16 protein-coding genes are annotated in these 20884 nt (G+C 68.0%); 9 read left to right on the plus strand and 7 right to left on the minus strand.

Features of this window, described 5'->3' with window-relative positions; genetic code table 11:
- The 3 genes from VHP37_25365 to VHP37_25375 are packed head-to-tail and all read right to left on the minus strand — an operon-like array spanning nucleotide 1 to nucleotide 3192.
- On the minus strand, nucleotides 1–840 hold the full coding sequence (locus VHP37_25365; GenBank protein HEX2829700.1) for a sulfotransferase: 840 nt from the start codon (nucleotides 838–840) through the stop codon (nucleotides 1–3).
- A 14-nt stretch (nucleotides 841–854) separates the two neighbouring features.
- Nucleotides 855–1685, minus strand: a complete 831-nt coding sequence (locus tag VHP37_25370) for an efflux RND transporter periplasmic adaptor subunit (GenBank protein ID HEX2829701.1) — start codon at nucleotides 1683–1685, stop codon at nucleotides 855–857.
- Between the two features lie 4 nt (nucleotides 1686–1689).
- Complete coding sequence (locus VHP37_25375; protein HEX2829702.1) at nucleotides 1690–3192, minus strand: TolC family protein; 1503 nt, start codon at nucleotides 3190–3192, stop codon at nucleotides 1690–1692.
- A gap of 482 nt (nucleotides 3193–3674) precedes the next feature.
- Between VHP37_25375 and VHP37_25380 the strand changes: the two genes are divergently transcribed.
- Complete coding sequence (locus VHP37_25380) at nucleotides 3675–4643, plus strand: tripartite tricarboxylate transporter substrate binding protein (GenBank protein HEX2829703.1); 969 nt, start codon at nucleotides 3675–3677, stop codon at nucleotides 4641–4643.
- 139 nt (nucleotides 4644–4782) lie between these two features.
- Here VHP37_25380 and VHP37_25385 read toward each other — a convergent pair whose 3' ends face one another.
- Complete coding sequence (locus VHP37_25385; protein ID HEX2829704.1) at nucleotides 4783–5994, minus strand: FAD-dependent oxidoreductase; 1212 nt, start codon at nucleotides 5992–5994, stop codon at nucleotides 4783–4785.
- An 89-nt stretch (nucleotides 5995–6083) separates the two neighbouring features.
- On the opposite strand from VHP37_25385, the gene VHP37_25390 reads away from it, so the two are divergent.
- The 7 genes from VHP37_25390 (at nucleotide 6084) to VHP37_25420 (ending at nucleotide 16003) form a co-directional block, all read left to right on the plus strand.
- Complete coding sequence (locus tag VHP37_25390; protein ID HEX2829705.1) at nucleotides 6084–7763, plus strand: DEAD/DEAH box helicase; 1680 nt, start codon at nucleotides 6084–6086, stop codon at nucleotides 7761–7763.
- Nucleotides 7764–8034: 271 nt separating this feature from the next.
- The gene (locus tag VHP37_25395) at nucleotides 8035–9015 is read left to right on the plus strand and encodes a tripartite tricarboxylate transporter substrate binding protein (protein HEX2829706.1); all 981 of its coding nucleotides are present in this window, start codon (nucleotides 8035–8037) and stop codon (nucleotides 9013–9015) included.
- A gap of 53 nt (nucleotides 9016–9068) precedes the next feature.
- Nucleotides 9069–10412 (plus strand): MmgE/PrpD family protein, encoded by a 1344-nt coding sequence (locus VHP37_25400; GenBank protein HEX2829707.1) that lies wholly within the window; start codon nucleotides 9069–9071, stop codon nucleotides 10410–10412.
- A 165-nt stretch (nucleotides 10413–10577) separates the two neighbouring features.
- Complete coding sequence (locus VHP37_25405) at nucleotides 10578–12005, plus strand: amidohydrolase family protein (GenBank protein HEX2829708.1); 1428 nt, start codon at nucleotides 10578–10580, stop codon at nucleotides 12003–12005.
- Nucleotides 12006–12012: 7 nt separating this feature from the next.
- Entirely contained in the window at nucleotides 12013–13362 is a 1350-nt protein-coding gene (locus VHP37_25410; GenBank protein ID HEX2829709.1) for a GTP-binding protein, read from the plus strand.
- Nucleotides 13363–13400: 38 nt separating this feature from the next.
- The gene (locus VHP37_25415) at nucleotides 13401–15002 is read left to right on the plus strand and encodes a DUF3943 domain-containing protein (GenBank protein ID HEX2829710.1); all 1602 of its coding nucleotides are present in this window, start codon (nucleotides 13401–13403) and stop codon (nucleotides 15000–15002) included.
- 47 nt (nucleotides 15003–15049) lie between these two features.
- Nucleotides 15050–16003 carry a tripartite tricarboxylate transporter substrate-binding protein gene (locus tag VHP37_25420; GenBank protein HEX2829711.1) on the plus strand — a complete coding sequence of 318 codons (954 nt, stop codon included), beginning with the start codon at nucleotides 15050–15052 and terminating at the stop codon, nucleotides 16001–16003.
- 223 nt (nucleotides 16004–16226) lie between these two features.
- Here the strand turns inward: VHP37_25420 and VHP37_25425 are convergent, their stop codons facing one another.
- Entirely contained in the window at nucleotides 16227–17606 is a 1380-nt protein-coding gene (locus VHP37_25425) for an aminotransferase class III-fold pyridoxal phosphate-dependent enzyme (protein ID HEX2829712.1), read from the minus strand.
- 85 nt (nucleotides 17607–17691) lie between these two features.
- Here VHP37_25425 and VHP37_25430 point away from each other — a divergent pair, with 85 nt between their 5' ends.
- Nucleotides 17692–18654, plus strand: a complete 963-nt coding sequence (locus VHP37_25430; GenBank protein ID HEX2829713.1) for a tripartite tricarboxylate transporter substrate binding protein — start codon at nucleotides 17692–17694, stop codon at nucleotides 18652–18654.
- Here the strand turns inward: VHP37_25430 and VHP37_25435 are convergent.
- Together VHP37_25435 and VHP37_25440 are read right to left on the minus strand one after the other, a co-directional pair.
- Nucleotides 18632–19888, minus strand: a complete 1257-nt coding sequence (locus tag VHP37_25435) for a DUF2130 domain-containing protein (GenBank protein ID HEX2829714.1) — start codon at nucleotides 19886–19888, stop codon at nucleotides 18632–18634. The two genes, VHP37_25430 and VHP37_25435, sit on opposite strands and share 23 nt — an antisense overlap.
- A gap of 115 nt (nucleotides 19889–20003) precedes the next feature.
- A complete protein-coding gene (locus VHP37_25440) occupies nucleotides 20004–20744 on the minus strand; it encodes a hypothetical protein (GenBank protein ID HEX2829715.1) in 741 nt (246 codons plus the stop codon).
- Nucleotides 20745–20884: the final 140 nt, after the last annotated feature.

The following is a 20884-nucleotide window of genomic DNA, read 5'->3' on the forward strand; positions in this document are numbered from 1 at the left end:
TCAGGGATTCCCGTTCTTCCTGGGCTGCGCGCGGATCACGTTCGCCGCGCTGCCGGCGCCGTCCTTCCAGAACGACAGCCCGGCGTACTGCTCGAACAGATCCGGCGGCAGGATCGTGCGGCGCGCTTCCACGCTCACCTTGCGCCGCACGCGATGCAGGCCGGAGAGGCCGAGCGCCTCGTCGAACTCCGGCGCGTCGTACTCGACGTTCTCGAAATCGTGCTCGAACCACGGCTCGCCGATGAAGTCGTACACGAGCCGCATGACGCGCTCCGGCGCCTGCGTGAGCAGCTCGTACTCGACGACGAGCATCGAGCCCGCATGCTCGCCGTAATAGGCTTCCTTGAGCGCCGACCACGCGAATCCGACCAGGCGGTTGCGCTGCGCCAGCGTGTCGACGCGGCTCGCGACGGTATTGCGCTCGTTGTCGTCGGCGAAGAGCTTGGTGTTCTCGTACGGATTGGCGCGATACAGGCGCTCGATGCTGTCCATGACCCACGCCACGTTGCGCACGCACGCGATCACCTTCGCCTGCGGAAAGAGGTCGAGCAATGCCGGCATCCGCGCGCACCACAGGCGGTTGGTGTCGAAGACGACGTCCTTGCCCGCCTTGTCGGCGTAGTAGCTCTCGAAGACGCCGTGCAGCAGGCGGCGCCGCTGCTCGCGGTCGATCACGCCGCCGAACTCGCTGCCCGCGCTGAACTGCTGCAGCATCGAGGAGAAGATCGACCCGACCGGGCTGGTCATGCCGGCGTGAAAGCGCGGATTCTGGAGCAGCAGCGCCCCGAGCAGCGTCGAGCCGGCGCGCGGCAGGCCTGCGATGAAGTGATAGGTTTTCAAGCGGGCCTGCGCGGTCAGCGGCCCGCGCGCGGCGGCGCCATCAGCACCCGGCCGCTCATGCCGGCCACGAGCTCGCTGAAACGGCCGTCGACGACCGCGGAGAGCTTGATCGACTGACTCACCGGATCCACGCGCGCGCCGATGCGGCGCACGCGCGCGGGATAGGTCTTGCCGGTCTCGTCGATCGACACCCTGAAGGCGTGCCCCGGCTTCACCCACGCGAGCCAGCGGCTGGGCACGATGAATTCCAGCTCGAGCTCCGAATCGTCGAGGATCTCGAGCAGCGCCTGACCGGGCTGCACGTACTGCTGCTCGCGCACCTTCTGCTCGGCCACGCGGCCGGCGAACGGCGCGTGTGCCGCACATTTCGACATGACCGCCTGGCCGCTGGCGACTTCGGCGCGCGCTTTCTCCGCTTCGGCCGCGGACACGTCGAGCTCCACGGCCCCGACCGAGTTGAGCTCGCGCAGGCGCTTGTTCGCGCTCCACACCTTCTCGGCGGCGACGAGCGTGGCCCGCGCCTTGTCGAGCTGCGCCTGCTGCATGGTGCAATCGAAGCTGACGAGCGTGTCGCCCGCGCTGAAGCGGCCGCCTTCGGGCACCGGGATCCGATTCACCTTGGCGCCGATCTCGGCGGCGAGCGTGGTGTAGCGGCGCGGCGTGAGCTGCGCGCGGATCTCGCGCGCGTCGAGCGCAGCCGCCGCGGGCGCGCCCGCCGCACGTTCGGCATCGCCGGCCGCTACCGCCGCACCGGCGGCGAGGCCGAGGCTGACGAATACGAGGCTCGCGCCGCGTGCGGCGTGCCGCCGGAGGGCTGCGCGCAGCGCATGGCGACCGCTTTCCATGGCGCTACCGCTGCGCGGGTTTGGTCGATGCGGGCACGATCGGCAGCCGGCCCGACTTCCAGTCGTTCATCGATCGCGCCACCGCGGCGGTGAGCTGCTTCAACGGCAGGGCATCGCTGCCGTTCACCGCGGGCTCCAGCCCGAGCGTCGCCTGCAGCCGCGAGGCCGCGGCCTGCGCGTTGGACAGCGCCTGATAGCGCCGCAGTGACGACAGGATGGAGGCGGTGTCCTGCGACACGCGCTCGAGCTTGGTCTGGCGCGCCGCCTGCTCCTGGTTCGCCACCTGCTCGGCGATGCGCGCATCGACCCCGGCGATGACGTTCGCGCGCTCGTACTGCCGCACCGCGTTGGAGAACTGGAGCCGCGCGATGTGCAGCTGCGCCAGCACCGCCATCTGCGCCGCGAGGCGCTTCTGGTCGGCGAGCGCGACGCCCGCGTCGGCGAGCCGCATCTGCGCCGGCGCGGCCACGAGGTTCAGCAGGTTGAACGAGGTCTGGATGCCCGCCTCGCGCCAGTGGTCGTTGATGAGGAAGCGATCGTCGCTCGTCTTTCCGCCATAGTTGAAGGAGAGCCCCGGAAACAGCCGCAGCAGCACCCGCCGCGTCTCCTCCCGCGCGATGCGCGCGTTGTACATGCTCTCCCGCAGCTCGGGGTTGAGCATGAGCGCGTGCTCTTCCATCTGCTCCACCGGAACCTCGAGCCACGCGGTGCCGATGCTCGTGTCCGGCGCGACGACTTCGATGCGCTGAGCGAGCGGCAGGTTGGTGAGCGCGGCCAGCTCCACCCGCGCGGTCGACAGCTCCTGGCGCACGAGCTCCAGCAGGCGCAGGTTCTCGAGGAGCTGCCGCTGGTAGCGCAGAGGCTCGAGCGGCGGGCGCAGCCTTTCGTTCTCCGCCTTGCGCGCGTCGGCGAGCGCGCCCTCGGCCTCGGCGACGACGCGGCGCACTTCTTCGCCGAGCTTGTCCGCGGCCACGACGCGCCAGTACGCCGTGCGCACGTCCTGGATGAGCGTATTCACCGCGCGGCGCCGGCGCTCCGCCGCCACGAGCACGCGATCGGCGTTCTGCCGCGCCGCGTAATAGCTTTGACCGAAATCGAGCAGGCTCCACGTGAACTCGAGCCCCGTCGTGATCGCCGTACGGTCGGTGGAGATGAACGGATTCGCGAGCGCCGGCGCGCCGGTGACCGAATCCTCGCTGCGCGTGATGAGCTCCTTGTCGCGGTAACGGTATCCCGCGGAGGCCACGAGCTTCGGCAGCATGTCGAACTTGCCCGCCTCGAACGTACCGGCCGCGACCGCTTCCTCCATCGCTTTCAGCCGCCGCTCGGCGTTGTACTTGATCGTGCGCGCGATCGCCTCTTCGAGCGTGAGGGGGCCTTGCAGCGGCTCCACGTCGGCGGCGGCGCGCGCCTTGTCCGCACGTGCCGTCGCCAGCACGTCGCGCGGGGCCAGCGCGTGAGGCTCGAGTGAAGAACACCCTGCGAGGGCGACGATCGCCGCCGCCACGCCGTATCGAATGATTGTGCCGCCGGCCGCGCGCCGGCGCGCGCGGTACCTTCGAGCTGCTGCCTGCAATATCGTCTCCTCTTCTTCTTTTTATCGATCAGCCCGCGGGCGGACATCGAACGGGGCGATGCGCAGTCCGTGCGCCATGACGCTGGAATGAATGCGCGCGGAGATTACACAGGAAGGCCGTGCACTTCAACAGAAAGACACCTGCACGCACTCACGACTTACGCCGATAGTGCCATGGTTTGCAGGCGCATCTGTAGACGAATTGTGAAGATCGACGCGGATTCCGTACTCGAGTCCACACTTCGCGATGCATCGACGCCATATGTGCGCAGCAGAGCGCACAAACGTTCTACGCGCCGCCGCGAATATATCCTGTGGAGGATACGATCCGACGCGCAGCGGGCGTTGGGTTCGGCGATGTCGGATGGAGCCGCGCGCGGTTATGATCGGGCGCTCACACGATCCGGACCCGTATGAAACACGCACTCCTCGCACTCACCGCCGCGCTCGGCGCGGCTCCGCTGCACGCCGCCCAGAGCGACGCCTATCCCTCGAAGCCCGTCCGCATCATCGTCGCCTTCGCGCCGGGCGGGAACATCGACATCACCGCCCGCACGATCGCGCCGTCCCTGAGCGAATTCCTCGGCCAGACGGTGATCGTCGACAACCGCGGAGGCGCCGGCGGGCGCATCGGCTCGACGCTCGCGGCGAAATCGCCGCCCGACGGCTACACCATGCTGCTCGGCGCGAGCGGCACGCTCGCGGTGCAGCCGGCTTTCCACGACGACCTCGAGTACCAGCCGTTCCGCGATTTCGTCTTCACGTCGCTGATCTCGATCGTGCCGGGCGTGCTCGTCGTGCATCCGTCGGTGCCCGCTAAGACCGTCAAGGACGTGATCGCGATCGCGAAAGCCAGGCCCGGCTCGCTGCTCATGGGCTCGGCGGGCGTGGGCTCGAACGTGCATCTGACCGGCGAGCTCTTCCAGTCGATGGCGAAGATCAAGTTCACCCACGTGCCGTTCAAGGGCAGCGGCGCCGCGCTCGTCGATCTCGTCGGCGGCCAGGTGCACCTGATGTTCGACCAGATCAGCTCGGGCGCTCACCACATCAGGGCCGGCAAGCTGCGGCCGATCGCGGTGACGACGCTGACCCGCTCCAAGTTCCTGCCCGACACGCCGACCATCGACGAATCGGGTCTCAAGGGCTTCGAATCGTCGACCTACACTACGCTCGCGATCCCCGCGGCGACGCCGAAAGACGCAGTACAGAAGCTGCGCGACGGCGTCTTGAAAGCTGTCGCCCAGCCGAAAGTGCGCGAAGCGTTCGAGAAGCTCGGCGCCGAAGTGGTGAAGAGCACGCCCGACGACCTCGTCGCGCGGCTCAAGGCGGATCACGCGAAGTGGGTGCGGATCCGCAAGGAGACCGGGATCAAGGTCGAGTGACCTCGCCCTCATTCCCGCGAAGGCGGGAATCTATGTTCGAGGCTCAACGCCAAAATGGATTCCCGATCACATCGCGCTGACGCGCGGTCGGGAATGACGACCTTCCGCTTTCCTTTGCGTCCTTGGCGTCCTTGGCGGTTCAAGCTTTTACGTGCTCAGGGCGTACGCCTAAGCCGATCAACCGCGCGGGAATTCTGGACAACGCCGGCATCCGCGCGATCATGCGTACCCCGAGCGGCGGCTTCGCTTCGATGTCGCCGTCGAGCGCCCGGGTGACGACGCGGTCCTGCATGAAGACCTGGAATCTCTGCGTCGCCCTCGTCGGAAACTCGCGGCGGCGCTGGACCGCGTCGAGATCGTCGAGCGTGAGCTTGCCGTCGCGCAGCCGCTTGCCGAGGATGTTGGCGGCGGCGACGGCATCCTGTACCGCGAGGTTCACGCCCACGCCGCCGATCGGCGACATCGCGTGCGCCGCGTCGCCGATGAAGAGCAGTCCCGGCCGATACCACGTCGGCATGCGGTCGACCGCGACGGTCAGCAGCTTCACGTCGTCCCATGAAGCGATCGTCTCGACGCGGTCGGCAGCGAACGGCGCCGAGCGCAGCACCGCCGCACGAAACGCTTCCAGGCCGCGCGCGTGCACCTGCTCGATCGAGCCCTTGCGGATCACGAAGCCGCACTGCCAGTAATCGCCGCGGTTGAGCATGACGAAGATGTGGCCGTCGGCGAAGCGGCCCATCGTCTCCGCCGGATCGTCGGGCTTGCTGGGCAGCCTGAACCACAGCACGTCCATCGGCGCGCCGAGGACCTGGACGGGCAGCTTCGAGACCTCGCGCAGCGTCGAGTGGCGCCCGTCCGCGGCGACGACGAGGTCGGCGCGGATCTCGAGATCGCCCGCGGGGCCCGTCGCACGCACGCCCGTCACGCGTCCGTTCTCCTCGATGAGGTCGGTCGCCTCGGTCTTCATGCGCAACTTGAATTGCGCGTAGCGGCGCCCCGCCTCCGCCAGGAAGTTGAGGAAGTCCCACTGCGGCATGAGCGCGATGAACTTGGCGTGCGTCGGCAGGTGCGAGAAATCGGCGACGACCAGCGACATATCGCCGAACTGCGCGTTGATGCGCGGCGCGGGGTTGTGCGGAAGCTTCAGGAGCCGATCGAGCAGGCCGAGCTCGTGCATCACCTCCAGCGTCGAAGGATGGATGGTGTCGCCGCGAAAATCGCGCAGGAAATCGGCGTGCTTCTCCAGCACCACCACGTCGACGCCCGCGCGCACGAGCAGAAAACCTGCCATCATCCCGGCCGGCCCGCCGCCGGCGATGCAGCACTGGACCTTGATCGATTCGACTGGCATGGGCCGCACCATACCGCGGCACGTGCGATGCATCAACGCCCGCACCCCTCACTGACCTCCGCGCGAATGCGCGCCGCCCGATAAAATTCATGTCCGAAAATCCTGTCACTTTTTCATCGCTCGGCTTGTCGCAAGACATCGTCTCGGCGCTCGACGCGCTGGGCTACGAGCAGCCCACGCCCATCCAGGCGCAGGCCATACCGCTGCTCCTTTCCGGTAAGGACGTGCTCGGCAGCGCCGCGACCGGTACCGGCAAGACCGCGGCGTTCGCGCTGCCGATCGTCGAACGGCTGGAGCCGAAGCACCGCGCCGTCCAGGCGCTGATCCTCACGCCGACGCGCGAGCTCGCCATCCAGGTCGCCGAGGCGGTCCATCGCTACGGCGCGAAGCGCCGCACGACGGTCCTGCCGGTCTACGGCGGCCAGCCGATCTACCGGCAGCTCGAGATGCTCAAGCGCGGCGTGCAGATCGTCGTCGGCACGCCGGGGCGCGTCCTCGACCACATCAACCGCGGCAGCCTCGATCTGGCCGGCGTGCGCCGGCTGGTGCTCGACGAAGCCGACGAGATGCTCGACATGGGTTTCGCCGAAGAGCTCGAGGCGATCCTGCAGGAGACGCCGGCCGAGCGGCAGACGGCGCTCTTCTCGGCGACCTTCCCGCCGCGCATCAACGCGCTGGTGAAGAAATACATGCGCGAGCCCGAGCGCATCGCGATCAAGGCCGAGGTGCGCAAGACGCCGCGAGTGCGGCAGGTCGCCTATACCGTGCCGCGGCCGCACAAGCTCGAGGCGCTCGGACGCATCCTCGACATCGAGGCGCCCGCTTCGGCGATCGTGTTCTGCCGCACGCGCACCGAGGTCGACGAGCTCACCGAAGCGCTCGCCGGCCGCGGCTACAGCCCCGAAGCGCTGCACGGCGGCTACGCGCAGGCGCAGCGCGACCGCGTGATGGGGCGCTTTCGCGAAGGCGTGGCGGACATCCTGATCGCGACCGACGTCGCAGCGCGCGGCCTCGACATCGAGCACGTGAGCCACGTCATCAACTACGACATTCCCGAATCGCCCGAGGTCTACGTGCACCGGATCGGGCGCACCGGGCGCGCGGGGCGTGAAGGTGTGGCGATCACGCTGGTGCAGCCGCGCGAGCACTACCTGCTGAAAGCGATCGAGAAGGTCGTCAAGCAGCGCATCGAGCCCGCGCGCATCCCGACCGTCGCGGACGTGCGCGCGCGGCGCATGGAGACGCTCGTCGCGCTCCTGCGCGAAACGCTCGTCGAGGACGATTTCGCCGGCTATCGCGGCGCGGTGCAGACGCTCGCGGAGGAATTCGATCCGCTCGACGTCGCGGCGGCGGCGGCGAAGCTCGCGGGCGACGCGATGCACGGGGAACAGGCGGAGGATGAGCAGGTTTCCGACATCCAGGCGCCCGTTCGCCCTGAGCGTCAGCGCGAAGCGCCGAAGTCGAAGGGCGAACGCTTCGCGGCCGATTCCCGCGACGGCTCCCGCCCGCCCAAGCGCCGCCCCGATCACGACCGCATGGTGCGCCTCGTAATCACCGCGGGCGAGCAGCGCGGCATCCGTCCCAAAGACCTCGTCGGCGCGATCGCGGGCGAGGCCGACATCAAAGGCAGCTCGATCGGCGCGATCGAGATCCGCGAGCGGCACTCGCTGGTCGAAGTGCCGGAGTCGCTCGCGGACAAGGTGATACGCGCACTGTCGAAGGCGACGATCAAAGGCCAACGCGTGACCGCGAAGCGTGAAAAAGCGTGATCGACCGCCAAGGACGCAAAGCACGCAAAGGAAAAGCGAAGCGGCATCATCGCGTCGTCCCGGACGCGGCCGCATAAGCGGACGCGATCCGGGACCCATTTTGACGTTGGCGTTGAAATGGATTCCCGCCTTCGCGGGAATGACGACAATAAAACTCGTCTTTTGCTTGCCTTTCCTTGGCGTCCTTGGCGTCCTTTGCGGTTAAAACCGCATTTGAGAAGGTTTGACGCATAGCGCGACCGTTGCGACACTGTGTCTTCGGGGAGGACACATGACTACAAGATCCACAACGTGGGCCGCCGCATTGGCGTTCCTTGTCGCAATCGGCGCGTTCTCGGAGGATGCGGTCGCGCAGAAGTGGCCGGAGAAGACCGTGCGCATCGTCACGCCGTTCGCGCCCGGCGGCGGCACCGACGTGTTCGGGCGGCTGATCGCGCAGCGTCTCTCGGAGATGCACGGCCAGCAGTTCATCGTCGAGAACCGTCCCGGCGCCGGCTCGACGCTCGGCACCGAATACGTCGCGAAGTCGCCGCCGGACGGTTACACGATGCTCATCACGTCGGCGTCGTACTCGTTCAATCCCGGCCTCTATCCCAAGCTGCGCTACGACCCGGTGCGCGACTTCGTGGCGGTGTCGCAGATCGTGCGCGTGCCGCACGTCATCGTCGTGCTGCCGTCGTTTCCCGCGAGAAACCTCCAGGAATTCGTAAAGCTCGCACGCGAGCGTCCCGGCGACGTGCTGTATGCGTCTTCGGGCGCCGGCAGCGCGATGCATCTCGCGGGCGCGCTGTTCGGCAACGTGACGCACACCAAGCTCACGCACGTGCCGTACAAAGGCGGCGCCGCGACGGTCTCCGCCGTCATGGGCGGCGAAGCCACGACCGCATTCAACACCCTCGAAACGGTCATCGGACAATTGCGGGCGAAACGCTTGAGGGCGCTCGCGGTATCGACGCGCGAGCGCGCGCCGGCGCTGCCCGACGTGCCCACGGCGATGGAAGCCGGGGTCAGGGACTACGAAGCCATCGGCTGGTTCGGCATCCTCGCGCCCACCGGCACGCCGCAGGGAATCGTCGAGCAGTTGAGCGGCGACATCGCGAAAGCGATGGCCGCGCCGGCGATGCGCGAGCGCGCGATGCAGGAAGGCGCGACCCCGATCGGCAGCACGCCCGCGGAGTTCGACCGCTTCCTCAAGGGCGAGATTGCGAAGTGGACGCGCATCATCCGCGAGGCCGGCATCAAGCTCGAGTAGGGTGCGTCAGCGCCGGCAGTCGCGTAACGCACCGCAAACGAACAAGGAAAAGCATGGGTCAGCAAATCGAACAGCTCGCGCGCTTCGTCGCCGAGACACAGTGGGAAGACATCCCCGAGCGCGTGAGGAACAACACCAAGCGCGTGCTCCTCGACACCGTCGGCGTCATCCTCGCGGGCTCGGTGCGCCCGGAAGTCGCTGCGCTGCGCGAGCGCCTCGCGCCCACCGCCGGGAGCGGCGCGACGCTGTATGCGAAAGGCTTCGCCTCCGCCGATCCGCGCACCGCAGCGCTGCTCAACGGCATCGCGGGCCGCGCGATCGAGCTGTGCGAAGGCATGCGGCTCGTCTCCGGCCAGGCGGGCATCCAGGTGCTGCCCGGCATCCTCGCGCTCGGCGAGCACGAAGACGCGAGCGGCCGCGATCTCCTCGCGGCGCTCGCGCTCGGCTACGACGCCGCGGGTCGTCTCGGCCATGCGTTCACACCGCGTGCGCTCGCGCACCAGAACGGCCAGGCGTCGCTGGTCGCCGCCGCGGCGGCGGGTGCGAGGTTGTGCCGGATGAACGCCGCTGAAGTGAGCGCGGCGATGCGCGTCGCGACCACGCTCGTGCTCACGCCGAGCTATACCAACGCGGTCGCCGGCGCGACCGCGCTCAACGTCGCGGGCGGCATGAGCGGCTTCGTCGGCGCGTTCGCGCCCGAGCTCGTGCGCGCCGGCTTCATCGCGCAGCCGGACGCGATCGAAGAGGCGCTGGGCAAGCTCGTCGGCGACGGCTTCGATCCGTCGCGCGTGACCGAGGACCTGGGCTCGCGCTGGCACATCACCGAGAACTACTTCCGTCTCTACGCGAGCTGCAACCCGATCCATCCCGCGCTCGATGCGCTGTCGGAGGTGTTGCGGCGCGTGAAGCCGAAACCCGAGGACGTCGAGCGCATCGATATCGCGACCTACCGCTTCGCGTCGGTGATGAAGAATCCCGATCCGCCGAACTTCTTCGCGTCGAAGTACTCGCTGCCGCACGTCGCCGCGGTGATGATCGTGAAAGGGCGCGCTCGTCACTCCGACGTCAACGACGAGGCGGTAAACGATCCGGCGGTCACGGCGCTGCGCCATCGCGTGCACGTCACCGAGGACGCCAGGATGAGCGCGGTCGCGCCGCGGCTGCGGCCCGCGCGCGTCACGCTCACGCTCAAGGACGGGCGCATGGAGACCTACGAAGGCGAGAGCCATCGCGGCGATTTCACGCAGCCGTTCGAGGAGCACGAGATACTCGAGAAGTTCCGCGAGCTCGCGGGACACGTGCTGCCGCAGGACAAGGTGGCGCGCGTGGAAGCGGCGTTGCAGCGCGCGGAGGCATGGAAGAGCGTGCGGGAGCTGGGCGCGCTGCTGCGCGCCTGAAGCGCGGTGCGTTACGCTACCGCTCAACGCACCCTACGATGGGACGTCGGATCGCCACCGTGTAGGGTGCGTTACAGTAGCCGGCAGGCATAACGCACCGAAAACGCTCAAACGTCAAAATGGATCCCCGCCTTCGCGGGGATGACGATTTGGGAGGACATCCAAATGTTCGATCTCGTTATCAGAAGCGACCAGGTCGTGACGCCCGCCGGCGTCGCGCCGTGCGACGTCGCGATCGCCGGCGGCAGGATCGCGGCAGTCGCGGCGGCAAACACCTTCGGCAAGGACGATGCGAAGCGCCTCGTCGACGCCACCGGAAAGATCGTCATGCCCGGCGGCATCGACCCGCACGTGCACTGCAAGTGGTACTCGCCGCAGCCCGACGGCACGGTGATCTACACCGACCCGCCGTCGGTGGTGTCGCGCGCCGCGCTATGGGGCGGCACCACGACGCTGATCGACTTCGCGCGCTGGACGCACGGCAAGACGATCAAGCAGGCGATCGCCGACCGGCACGAAGACTGGAAGGGCCAGTGCTACTGCGACTACAGCTTCCACATCATGATCGAAGGGTCGTTGCCGCCGGAGCTCTTCGACCAGATCGGCGAAGCGGTGCGCGAGGGCTACGCGACGGTCAAGATCTTCACCACCGACATCACGCCGAGCCGCAAGGGGCGCATGGTCGACTTCGGCGACATCTGGGAAGTGTTCAAGGTCGTCGGCGAAGCGGGCGGCATGTGCGTCATGCACGGCGAGGACAACGACATCGTGATGCACATGTACGAGAAGCTGATCCGCGAAGGCCGCGTCGGCTTCGAGAACCTCGCGGAAGTGCACAACGCGCTGTCCGAGGACCTTTCGTTCCGCCGCGTGCTCACGCTCGCGCGCAACGTTCCCGGCATCGTCCTCTACTTCATGCACGTGAGCGCGAAATCGGGCGTCGACGCGATCCGCGAAGCGCGCGCGCAAGGCCGGCCGGTGTACGGCGAGACGCTGCACCAGTACCTCATGTACACCGCGGAGGACTACAAGCGCCCGAACGGCCAGATCTACCACACCTATCCGTCGCTCAAGTCGCAGCAGGACCAGGACGGGCTGTGGGCGGGCACGGTCGACAACACCATACACACCGTCGCGACCGACGAGGTGTGCTGCGCGCTCAACGTCAAGACGATCGGCAAGCGCATCGACGACACCACCGGCGGCAACGTCGGCGTCGAGCCGCGCATCGGCATCATGTACAGCGAGATGGTCGGGCGCCGCGGCTATACCCTGCGCAAGTTCGTCGACCTCGTCTCGACCAACGCGGCGAAGATCATGGGTCTCTACCCGCGCAAGGGCGCGATCGCGGCCGGCGCCGACGCGGACATCTGCGTGCTCGATCCTTCGAAGCGCTTCATCCTGAAAAAAGAGATGCTGCACGAGCAGGACTACTCGCCGTGGGAAGGCCACGAAATCCATGCCTGGCCGGTGATGACGGTGCTGCGCGGCAAAGTCGTCGTGGACGACGGCCGCTTCAGCGCCGAGGTGAGCGACGGCGAGTATCTCTATCGCAAGATTTCCGACGAGGCGCGCCGCGGCACCGCCGTGTGAGTCGCCCATGCTGCGCGGGCTGATCGGCGAAAGCCTGCGGCTGTGGGGCATACACGGCGAAGTCGAAAGCGACGGCGCCGCGACGACGATCCGCAGCGAGCAGGCGTTCGTCCGCATCGAGCCCGCCGACGGCGGCCTGCCGTTCCGCTGGCTCGTGCGCTGGCGCCTGCCGCACGAGTCCGCCCCCGGCGCGCGCGAGCGCCATCCGCGCGCGTGCGCCTCGGTCGGAGGTGTGCTCACGGCGCTGCGCAGCGCGTTCGGGATCGAAGGCGGCGCGCCGGTGCGGGTGGCGAGCGCTTCGCCGATTCCTGTGGCGCAGGCGCCTCGCCTGCAGGCGGAGCCCGCTTTTTCCGCAGGCGAGGGCGCCTGCGCTACGCCCATCGTCGTGCTGACCGGGTTCCTCGGCAGCGGGAAGACGACGCTGCTCTCGCGCCTGCTGCGCGATCCGGCGATGGCGCGGACGGCGGTCATCATCAACGAGTTCGGCGAGATCGGTCTCGATCACGAGCTGGTCGAGGCGAGCGACGAGAGCTTCGTCGAGCTCTCCAACGGCTGCCTCTGCTGCAAGGTGAGGAGCGACCTCGTGATGACGCTGCGCGACCTCGCCCGCAGGCGGGTCGAGGGCACGCTGCATTTCGAGCGCGTCGTCATCGAGACGACCGGCCTCGCCGATCCCGCCCCCATACTGCACGCGCTCCAGACCGACCACGGCGTCGCCGAGCGCTACTCGGTCGAAGGCGTGATCGCCACGGTCGATGCGATCACCGGCGCCGACACCCTGAAGACGCACGCCGAATCGGCCCGGCAGGCCGCGGTCGCCGACTGCGTGATCGTCACCAAGACCGACGCCGTCGCCGATGCGGACGTCCGGGCGGTCACCGAAGCGGTGTCCATGCTCAATCCCGGCGCCGCGATCCGGCACGCCGCCAACGGCGAGGTCGATGCCGCGACACTTCTGCACGGCCTCGGTAAAAGCGCGCACGCCGCGCCGCCGGAACCGCGCTGCCTGCCTCGCCACCTGCACGACATCGAAAGCGTCGCGATCGTCCGGACCAAGCCGCTGCACGCCGCGACGCTGCCGCTCTATCTCGCCGCACTCGCCGAAAACCTCGGCGCCGACCTGCTGCGCGTCAAAGGCATCGTGGGCATCGCGGAGGCGCCCGCGACGCCCGCGGTGATCCACGGCGTGCAGCACGTCTATCACGCGCCGTCGTGGCTCGACCGCTGGCCGTCCGGGGATCGCCGGACGCGCATCGTGCTCATCGGGCGCAAAGTCGATCGGGCTTACGCGCAGGCGCTGCTCGAAGCCATCGATTGCGAGGTTGCCGAAAGCGCTGTCGGCTCGCCGGTTGCTTAAGTCGCTGCACCACGACGACCTGTCCCGAGAGAGCCCGCATGACGCCAGCAAGCAGCGCCGCGCCGTCCCACCGCCTGAAGGCACGACTCCTGACGCTCGCGGTAGCGGCGTGTATCGCCGCCCCGGCGCTCGCGGACGAGCCCGCCGCCGACGAACAGCCCGCACGCGTCGGCCTCAAGCCCGCGCCCGACACGTCCTTCGCCGCCGACCAGCGCCTCACGCTCGCCGCCGGCCTCGAGATGCCGGCACGTCATGGCGACATCCCGTCGACCTGGATGGCGCAGAACGACAAGCCCGGAACAATTTCCGCTTCCGCCCAGCGCGACTGGACCTCGCCCACGCAGCCGAAGAAGAGCTATCTCATCCCCGCCGCCGAGATCATCGGCTTCCAGACGCTGCTCAACCTCGCCGACCGCGCGATCTTCGGCTGCTGCGATTACGACGTCACGCTCAACACGATCCAGCGCAACTTCAACGGCCGCTGGGTCTACGACAACGACCCGTACACCGTGAACCAGCTGGGCCACCCGTACCAGGGATCGATGTACCACACCTTCGCGCGCTCGGCGGGCCTCAACTTCTGGGAATCGCTGGCCTATACGTTCGCCGGCAGCGCGGTCTGGGAGATCGCGGGCGAGACCACGCCGCCGTCGAAGAACGACCAGATCACGACCGGCATCGGCGGCGCCTTCCTCGGCGAATCGCTGTATCGCATGGCCAACCTCGTGCTCGAGAAAGGCGGCGGTCTGTCGCCGAAGTGGCGCGAGGTCGTCGCCGCGGCGATCTCGCCGGCGACCGGCTTCAACCGGCTCGCGTTCGGCAACCGCTTCGACTCGATCTGGCCGAGCCGCAGCGCCGCGTACTACAGCCGCCTCGCGCTCGGCGCGACCCACGCCATCCAGGAAAGCCGCGGCACCTCGGGCGATCTGAAACGCAACGAAGGCGTGCTCGACTTCTCGCTCGATTACGGTCTCCCCGGCCAGCCCGGTTACAAGTACGAGCGGCCGTTCGACTACTTCTCGTTCCAGGCCACCGCCAGCACCGGCGAAGGCTTCGAGAACCTGATGACGCGCGGCCTGCTCATCGGCAAGGACTACGACTCGGGCAACCGCTACAAGGGCGTGTGGGGCCTCTACGGCAGCTTCGACTACATCTCGCCCCAGTTCTTCCGCATCTCGAGCACCGCGCTGTCGCTGGGCACGACCGCCGAATGGCGCGTGACCGACAAGGTCGCGATCCAGGGCACGGTGCTCGGCGGCGCGGGCTACGCGAGCGTGAGCACGATCAACGGCCTGCGCGACAACGACTATCACTTCGGCATCGCGCCGCAGGCGCTGGCGTCGTTCCGGCTCATCTTCGGCAACACCGCCTCGCTCGACATCACCGGGCGCGAGTATTTCGTGAGCGACGTCGCGACCGACCGCCAGGGGCGCGACGGCCACGACAACATCGCCCGCGCGGACATCGCGCTGACGTGGCGCATCCACAAGCAGCACGCGGTGTCGGTGCGCTACATCTACAGCCATCGCGACGCGAACTACCCCGACCTCGGCGACCGCAGCCAGTCGCGCGGCACCATCGGCATCTTCTACACCCTGCTCGGCCAGGACCGCTTCGGCTCGCCCGTAGACTGGCGCTGACCCGCCGCGGCTATACTGCGCTCGTCCCCCGGGAAGAGGAGCGCACCATGCTGCGGAAGTGGCTGCCGGCGTCGCTGTTACTCGCGTTCTCGCTGTGCGCGCACGCGCAGCAGTATCCCGACAAGCCGATCCGCGTCATCGTGCCTTTCGCCGCGGGCACCGGCACCGACATCCTCGCGCGCATCGTCACCGAGGAGCTGCGCACGACCCTCAACGCGAGCTTCGTGATCGACAACCGCGCAGGCGCTTCCGGGCAGATCGCCGCGGAGCTCGCGGCCAAGGCCAATCCCGACGGCTACACGCTGCTGCTCGGCACCAACACCACGCACTCGGCGAATCCGTTCCTCTTCAAGAAGATCAACTACGACCCGGTGCGCGATTTCGCCGGCGTGTCGCGGATGATCTACTACGTGTTCGTGCTGGCGGTGAGCCCCGCGAGCAACGTGAAGACGCCGGCGGAGCTCATCGCGTACGTGAAGGCGAATCCGGGGAAGACGTCGTACGGCTTCGGCAACAGCACGGGACAGGTCAACGGCGCGTTCCTGGCGAGCGCGGCGAAGCTCGATTCGATCCCGGTGCCCTACAAGAGCACGCCGCCGGCGATGACCGATCTCATCGGCGGGCGCATCCACTGGATGCTCGTCGACGCCGCCGCGAGCCAGGGACACATCAAGGCGGGCCGCCTGCGCGCGCTGGCGGTGATGTCGGACAAGCCGGTGGACACCATGCCGGAGCTCCCGCCGCTCGGCGCGACCGTGCCCGGCTTCGACATCAACGCGTGGGCGGGCATGTTCGCACCCGCGAAGACGCCAGGGCCGATCGTGGCGAAGCTCGGCAGCGAGATCGTGAAGACCATCGGGAAGCGAGCGATCAACCAGAAGCTGATCGACAACGGCCTGCAGCCGGTGCAGGCCGGCCCCGCGGAGCTCGATCGGTTCGTCAGGCAGCAGCTCGGGGCGTGGGGGAAGAAGATCAAGGCCGCCGGCATTGAGCCTGAGTGACTTCAAAAGCGATTAACCGCCAGGGACGCAAAGGACGCCAAGGAAAAGCAAAAACGTCATTCCCGAACCGCGACAGCGGGAGCTATCGGGAATCCATTTTCAAAAGGTTCAACGCCAAGATGGATTCCCGCCTTCGCGGGAATGACGACCCTTAACGTCACGCGCCGTTCGCTCTTGGTTGTCTTTCCTTCGCGTCCTTTGCGTCCTTTGCGGTTCATCCGCTTTAACGAAGGTCCCCTTCCTCCTTGAGCATGCGCAGCGACCGCCGCCACGCATCGACGGTGAAGCCGACGTCGGCGTCGCTGTGCACGGCCGAGACCAGGCCGCCGCGCCAGCCTTTCAAATCGACGCCGTTCACCAGCATCGCGAGCCGCATCTTGTCGAGCGTGCGCTCGTTGCGGCCCTTGAACGAGTCGATGGTCAGCGTCGCGGCGTCGAACTGCGTCGGACGGAACGTGTCGCCGCGCGGGTTCGGATAGATGTGGAAGAACGAGTGCTCGCCGTAGATCGCCCACGGCACGCGCTCTTCCTCGAGCACTTCGTTCATGCGCCGGCGCAAGGCCGTCGCGGTCGCGGTCGCCCGGGTGCACGCATCGCTGTCGCGGATGAGCTTGAGCGTCGCGATCCCCGCCGCCGCCGACAGCGGATGACCGTTGTGCGTGCCCTGGTGGCTGATGCGCTCGCGTTTCTGCGCGGCGGCGACTTCGAAGTCGAGCCATTCGAGGATGTCGCGCCGGCCGCCGACCGCGCCGCCGGGCATGCCGCCGGCGACCACTTTCGCCAGCGTGGTGAGATCGGGCGTCACGCCGTACAGCGACTGCGCCCCGCCCGGCGACACGCGAAAGCCGGTCACCACTTCGTCGAAGATGAGCACGACGTCGTGCTTCCTGGTGATCTCGCGTAACGCCCCGAGCACTTCGGGCGGCATCGGAATCGCGCCCGAGCTGCTGCCCGCGGGCTCGAGCATCACCGCCGCGACGTCGCCTTTTTCGGCGATGACGCGCTCCACCGCTTTGACTTCGTTCGGCGGCACCAGGGTCGTCGCGTTCGCGACGTCCTGCAGCACACCCACGCTCGGCGTCCCGTCGAGGTGATCGTTCACGCCGAACGAGACCTGGTCGTGCCAGCCGTGGAAATGGCTCTGGAAGCGCACGATGCGCGAACGGCCGCTCGCGGCGCGTGCGAGCCGCATCGCGAGCTGGGTCGCTTCGGTGCCGGACGAGGTGAAGCGCACGCGCTCCGCCGACGGGATCATCTGGCTGATGATCGTCGCCCACTCGATCTCGAGCTCGTTCGCCGCCGCGAGGTGCATGCCCTTGCCGAGCTGCTTCTGGATCGCCGCGACCACATCGGGATGCTGGTGACCGAGCAGCAGCGCGCCGTGGCCGCCGTAGTAGTCGACGTACTCGTTGCCGTCGACGTCCCACTTGTGCGAGCCGACCGCACGATCGCCGTAGATCGAATACGGCCAGGTGCGGCGCGAGTCGTGGACGATGCCGCTCGGCAGGATGCCTTTCGCCTTTTCGGCGAGCTCGCGCGCGCGAGGGGTCTTCGCGCGATAGGCGGATTCGATCGGTGATTGCGGTGCGGCGCCGTCAGCCATGCGGACTCCTTTGCGGTGCGTTCGCACGCACCCTGCGTTTGTCGGGATTGTGGCATTGTAGTGCGGTCGTCCGGAGGAGCGCGAGATGAAGAGAACGCTGGCCGTGGCACTGCTGCTCGCGTGCGTTTCCGCGCACGCGCAATCGTATCCCGTGAAACCGATGCGCTGGGTCGTGCCGTTCGCGCCCGGCGGAGGCACCGACATGGTCGCGCGGCCGATCGCGCAGCGCTTCTCGGAGCGCGTCGGCCAGCCGGTCACCTACGACAACCGCGGCGGCGGTGGCGGCGTCATCGCGGGCGAGATCGTCGCGCGCGCGGCGCCCGACGGCTACACCCTGCTCGTCGCGGCGGTGGCGGTGATGACCGTGAACAGCACGCTGATGAAGATGCCGTTCGATCCGCTGCGCGACTTCGTGCCGATCACCAAGTTCGCGGCGTCGCCCAACATGCTCGCGGCGCGGCCGGGGCTGCCCGCGAAGACCGTGCAGGCGCTGATCGATTACGCCAAGGCGAACCCGAAGAAGCTCACGTGGGCGGTGTCGGGCATCGGCTCCGCGGGCCATCTGGCGATGGAGCTCTTCGCGCAGAACGCGAAGATCGAAGTGGTGCGCGTCGTGTACAAGGGCGCGGGACCGGCGATGCTGGCGCTGCTCACGAACGAATCGGACGTGCTGTTCGCCAACCCCAGCGTGTTCCTGCCGCACATCCGCAACGGCCGCCTGCGGTCGGTCGCGGTCGCATCGACCAGGCGCATCAGCGCGCTGCCCGACACGCCGACAGTCATCGAGTCGGGGTTTCCGGGCTTCGAATCGGGCTCGTGGTACGGGCTCGCCGCCCCTGCGAAAACGTCACCCGCGATCGTCACCTTCCTGCACAAGCAGGTCTCGGCGGTGCTCGCGCAGCCCGATCTCGTCGCGCTGCTGGCCGCGGACGGCTCTTACCCGGTCCTGCACACCCCGCAGGACTTCGCCCGCGAGCTGCGCGAAGAGACCGCGAAGTGGGCGAAGGTGATCCGCGACGCGAACATCAGGCTGCAGGCGGGCGGCTGACGCCGCGATCGTCGTCGGGCGCGCCGAGCTCCAGCACGCCGATCTCATTGAGCTGCGGCAGGCTGTCATGGGCGATGCCCTGAAGCTCGCCGCAGACCGCGAGCATGCTGGACGAGGCGCGGTCGATCTGCGTTTCGCGCTTCGCCCAGAGCCGCTTCATGGCGGCCTTCTCGGCTTCGAGGTCCCGGCGCATGCACTCGTGCGTCTCCACCATGGCCCTCACGCGCTGCGCGAACTGCGAGCTGCATAAGTAGTTGTAGAGCAGCTCCATCTTTTCGTTCTTGCCCGAGCTCGCCAGGCGCAGCTTGTGGCACTCGACCAGGCCGAAGCGAAGGGTTTCCGCGACGAGGCGCACCGCGTGCGGCGCGACCACCCAGACTCCGCCGTACTCGCAGAACGATTCGTCGGCGCCGCGCGGCATGGCGGTCGTCACCAGCACGGCGATGTCGGCCTTGGCGTCGCGCTGGTCGTCCTTCAACTTCTGCAGCCATTTGTCGGACCAGTTCTCCGCGCGCTTCGCTTCCCAGACGATCCTGCCGCAGACCTGCGCGGTCGGCGTGCACACGGTCTGGATCACGTCGGCGCCTCGCACGCCTTTCTTCACCTCGTCGATGCGGTCGTGCGGGAAGCCGAGCCTGAGGGTGTGCTCGACGTCGAGCTCCAGCACTTCGCCCTGGAGCTGCTGCGAGCCCTGCTCGAGCTTGCGCGTCAGCTCCTCGTTGGCTTTCTGCGCGTCCTCGATCTTCTTGCGGTACTCGGCTTCCTTCAGCCTGAACTTCTCGGCCTCGGCCGACAGCACCTGCTCGTGTATCGTGCGGCGCTCGTGCTCGAGCTTGCGCTGAAGATCGAGCTCCTGCTGCTGCCGGGCTTCTTCGAGCGCTTTCTTTTCCCGGCGCAGCGCGAGCTCCTGCGCCTGGAACTCGCGGATCCGGCGGTCCTTGTCGGCGACTTCCTGCTCGAGCGCCTTGCGCTGCAGGTCGAGCTCGGCCTCGGCTTTGGCCCTGGCGTCCGCCACTTTCTTCGCGGCGTCCTTCGCCAGCCGCTCCTGCAGCTGCGCGCGCTCGGCTTCTACTTTAGCTTCGTAGTCCGATTCGTATTGCTCGATCGTCTTCTGCGTGATGCCCTCGCGCAGCGGGAAGGTGCGCTCGCAGCGCGGGCACGCGACTTCCTGATCCGCGGAGAGGACGATCTTGTGGGCGCGGGCGACGATGGCGCCGTTTGCGAAGTCGTTCATGGCTGGCGTCCGAAATTCAGATACGTGATTTTGACGAGCGGACCGGCGGAGTACAAGACCGACATGCCTTTTTCTCTGCGTCCTCTGCGTCCTCTGCGGTAAAAGCTTTTCGCTTCTAAGCCGCCTCAGCCAGACGAGCCGCCGGCCGCACCCGGCAGCGCTGGAAACCCATCCGCCCGTGCGCGATCACCCGCGCGTCGAGCAGCGCTTCGCGAAAGGCAGGCGTCGTGCGCCGGCACGCCCACGCGAAATCCTCCAGCGTCGCCTCCCGCGCGATCCGCGCCGCCACCGATTTGGGCGTCGCGCGCGTCGGGCCGCTGCAGAGCTCGACGCTCTCGGCGAGCTCGGGCCGGCCCCAGCGATCGAAGAGCATCGCGCCGCCGTCCATGCGCGCGGTGCCGATCTCGTCGGTGATGAGCACGCCCGACGAGGTGTAGAGCGGGCGATACGCGAGCTTGGGGTCCTCGCTCGGCAGCAGCATGAAGCCGTGGTCGCCCGGCATCGGACGGCGCACGTGGTCTTCGAGGAGCTCGACGGCGCGGATGAGCCATTCCTTCGCCTGCTCGGGCGCGCGCGGCGTGCCCAGCGCGCTGGCGCACATCGCCGCGAGGATCTCGCAGGCGTAGGCGTTGCCCTTGCCCGCGGCGTACACCAGCGGCGCCTTGAGCGCACGCAGATCGGCCGCGGCGCGCGCGCTGCCCTTGCCGGCGCGCAGCAGACGCCACCGCGCCTCCTCCACCAGCCGGTCGGCGCCCGCGACGCCCGCGATCATGTCCTCGAGACCGGGGCGGACCGCATTCGCCGCCGTGAAACCGCGCCCCAGCCCCGCTTTCACCGCCTGCTCGACTGCCTGCATCGCTGCTCTCCTTGCGCATCCGCGAAATCGCTTATGGGAGGCAGTATGGGGAGGGGGGTAGCTCAGGGCGTGAGCCTGCGGTGAACCACCGTCCGGAAAACCGGGATCAGACCCCGGAAATGCCGGAGGTTGGGTCTGAC

Source organism: Burkholderiales bacterium, assembly GCA_036262035.1.
GTDB lineage: Bacteria > Pseudomonadota > Gammaproteobacteria > Burkholderiales > SG8-41 > JAQGMV01.

Coding starts and splice junctions, on each gene's coding strand:
- VHP37_25370 (HEX2829701.1), bottom strand. CDS start 1,685: ATGGAAAGCGGTCGCCATGCGCTGCGCGCAGCCCTCCGGCGGCACGCC.
- VHP37_25380 (HEX2829703.1), top strand. CDS start 3,675: ATGAAACACGCACTCCTCGCACTCACCGCCGCGCTCGGCGCGGCTCCG.
- VHP37_25385 (HEX2829704.1), bottom strand. CDS start 5,994: ATGCCAGTCGAATCGATCAAGGTCCAGTGCTGCATCGCCGGCGGCGGG.
- VHP37_25390 (HEX2829705.1), top strand. CDS start 6,084: ATGTCCGAAAATCCTGTCACTTTTTCATCGCTCGGCTTGTCGCAAGAC.
- VHP37_25395 (HEX2829706.1), top strand. CDS start 8,035: ATGACTACAAGATCCACAACGTGGGCCGCCGCATTGGCGTTCCTTGTC.
- VHP37_25400 (HEX2829707.1), top strand. CDS start 9,069: ATGGGTCAGCAAATCGAACAGCTCGCGCGCTTCGTCGCCGAGACACAG.
- VHP37_25405 (HEX2829708.1), top strand. CDS start 10,578: ATGTTCGATCTCGTTATCAGAAGCGACCAGGTCGTGACGCCCGCCGGC.
- VHP37_25410 (HEX2829709.1), top strand. CDS start 12,013: ATGCTGCGCGGGCTGATCGGCGAAAGCCTGCGGCTGTGGGGCATACAC.
- VHP37_25415 (HEX2829710.1), top strand. CDS start 13,401: ATGACGCCAGCAAGCAGCGCCGCGCCGTCCCACCGCCTGAAGGCACGA.
- VHP37_25420 (HEX2829711.1), top strand. CDS start 15,050: ATGCTGCGGAAGTGGCTGCCGGCGTCGCTGTTACTCGCGTTCTCGCTG.
- VHP37_25425 (HEX2829712.1), bottom strand. CDS start 17,606: ATGGCTGACGGCGCCGCACCGCAATCACCGATCGAATCCGCCTATCGC.
- VHP37_25430 (HEX2829713.1), top strand. CDS start 17,692: ATGAAGAGAACGCTGGCCGTGGCACTGCTGCTCGCGTGCGTTTCCGCG.
- VHP37_25435 (HEX2829714.1), bottom strand. CDS start 19,888: ATGAACGACTTCGCAAACGGCGCCATCGTCGCCCGCGCCCACAAGATC.
- VHP37_25440 (HEX2829715.1), bottom strand. CDS start 20,744: ATGCAGGCAGTCGAGCAGGCGGTGAAAGCGGGGCTGGGGCGCGGTTTC.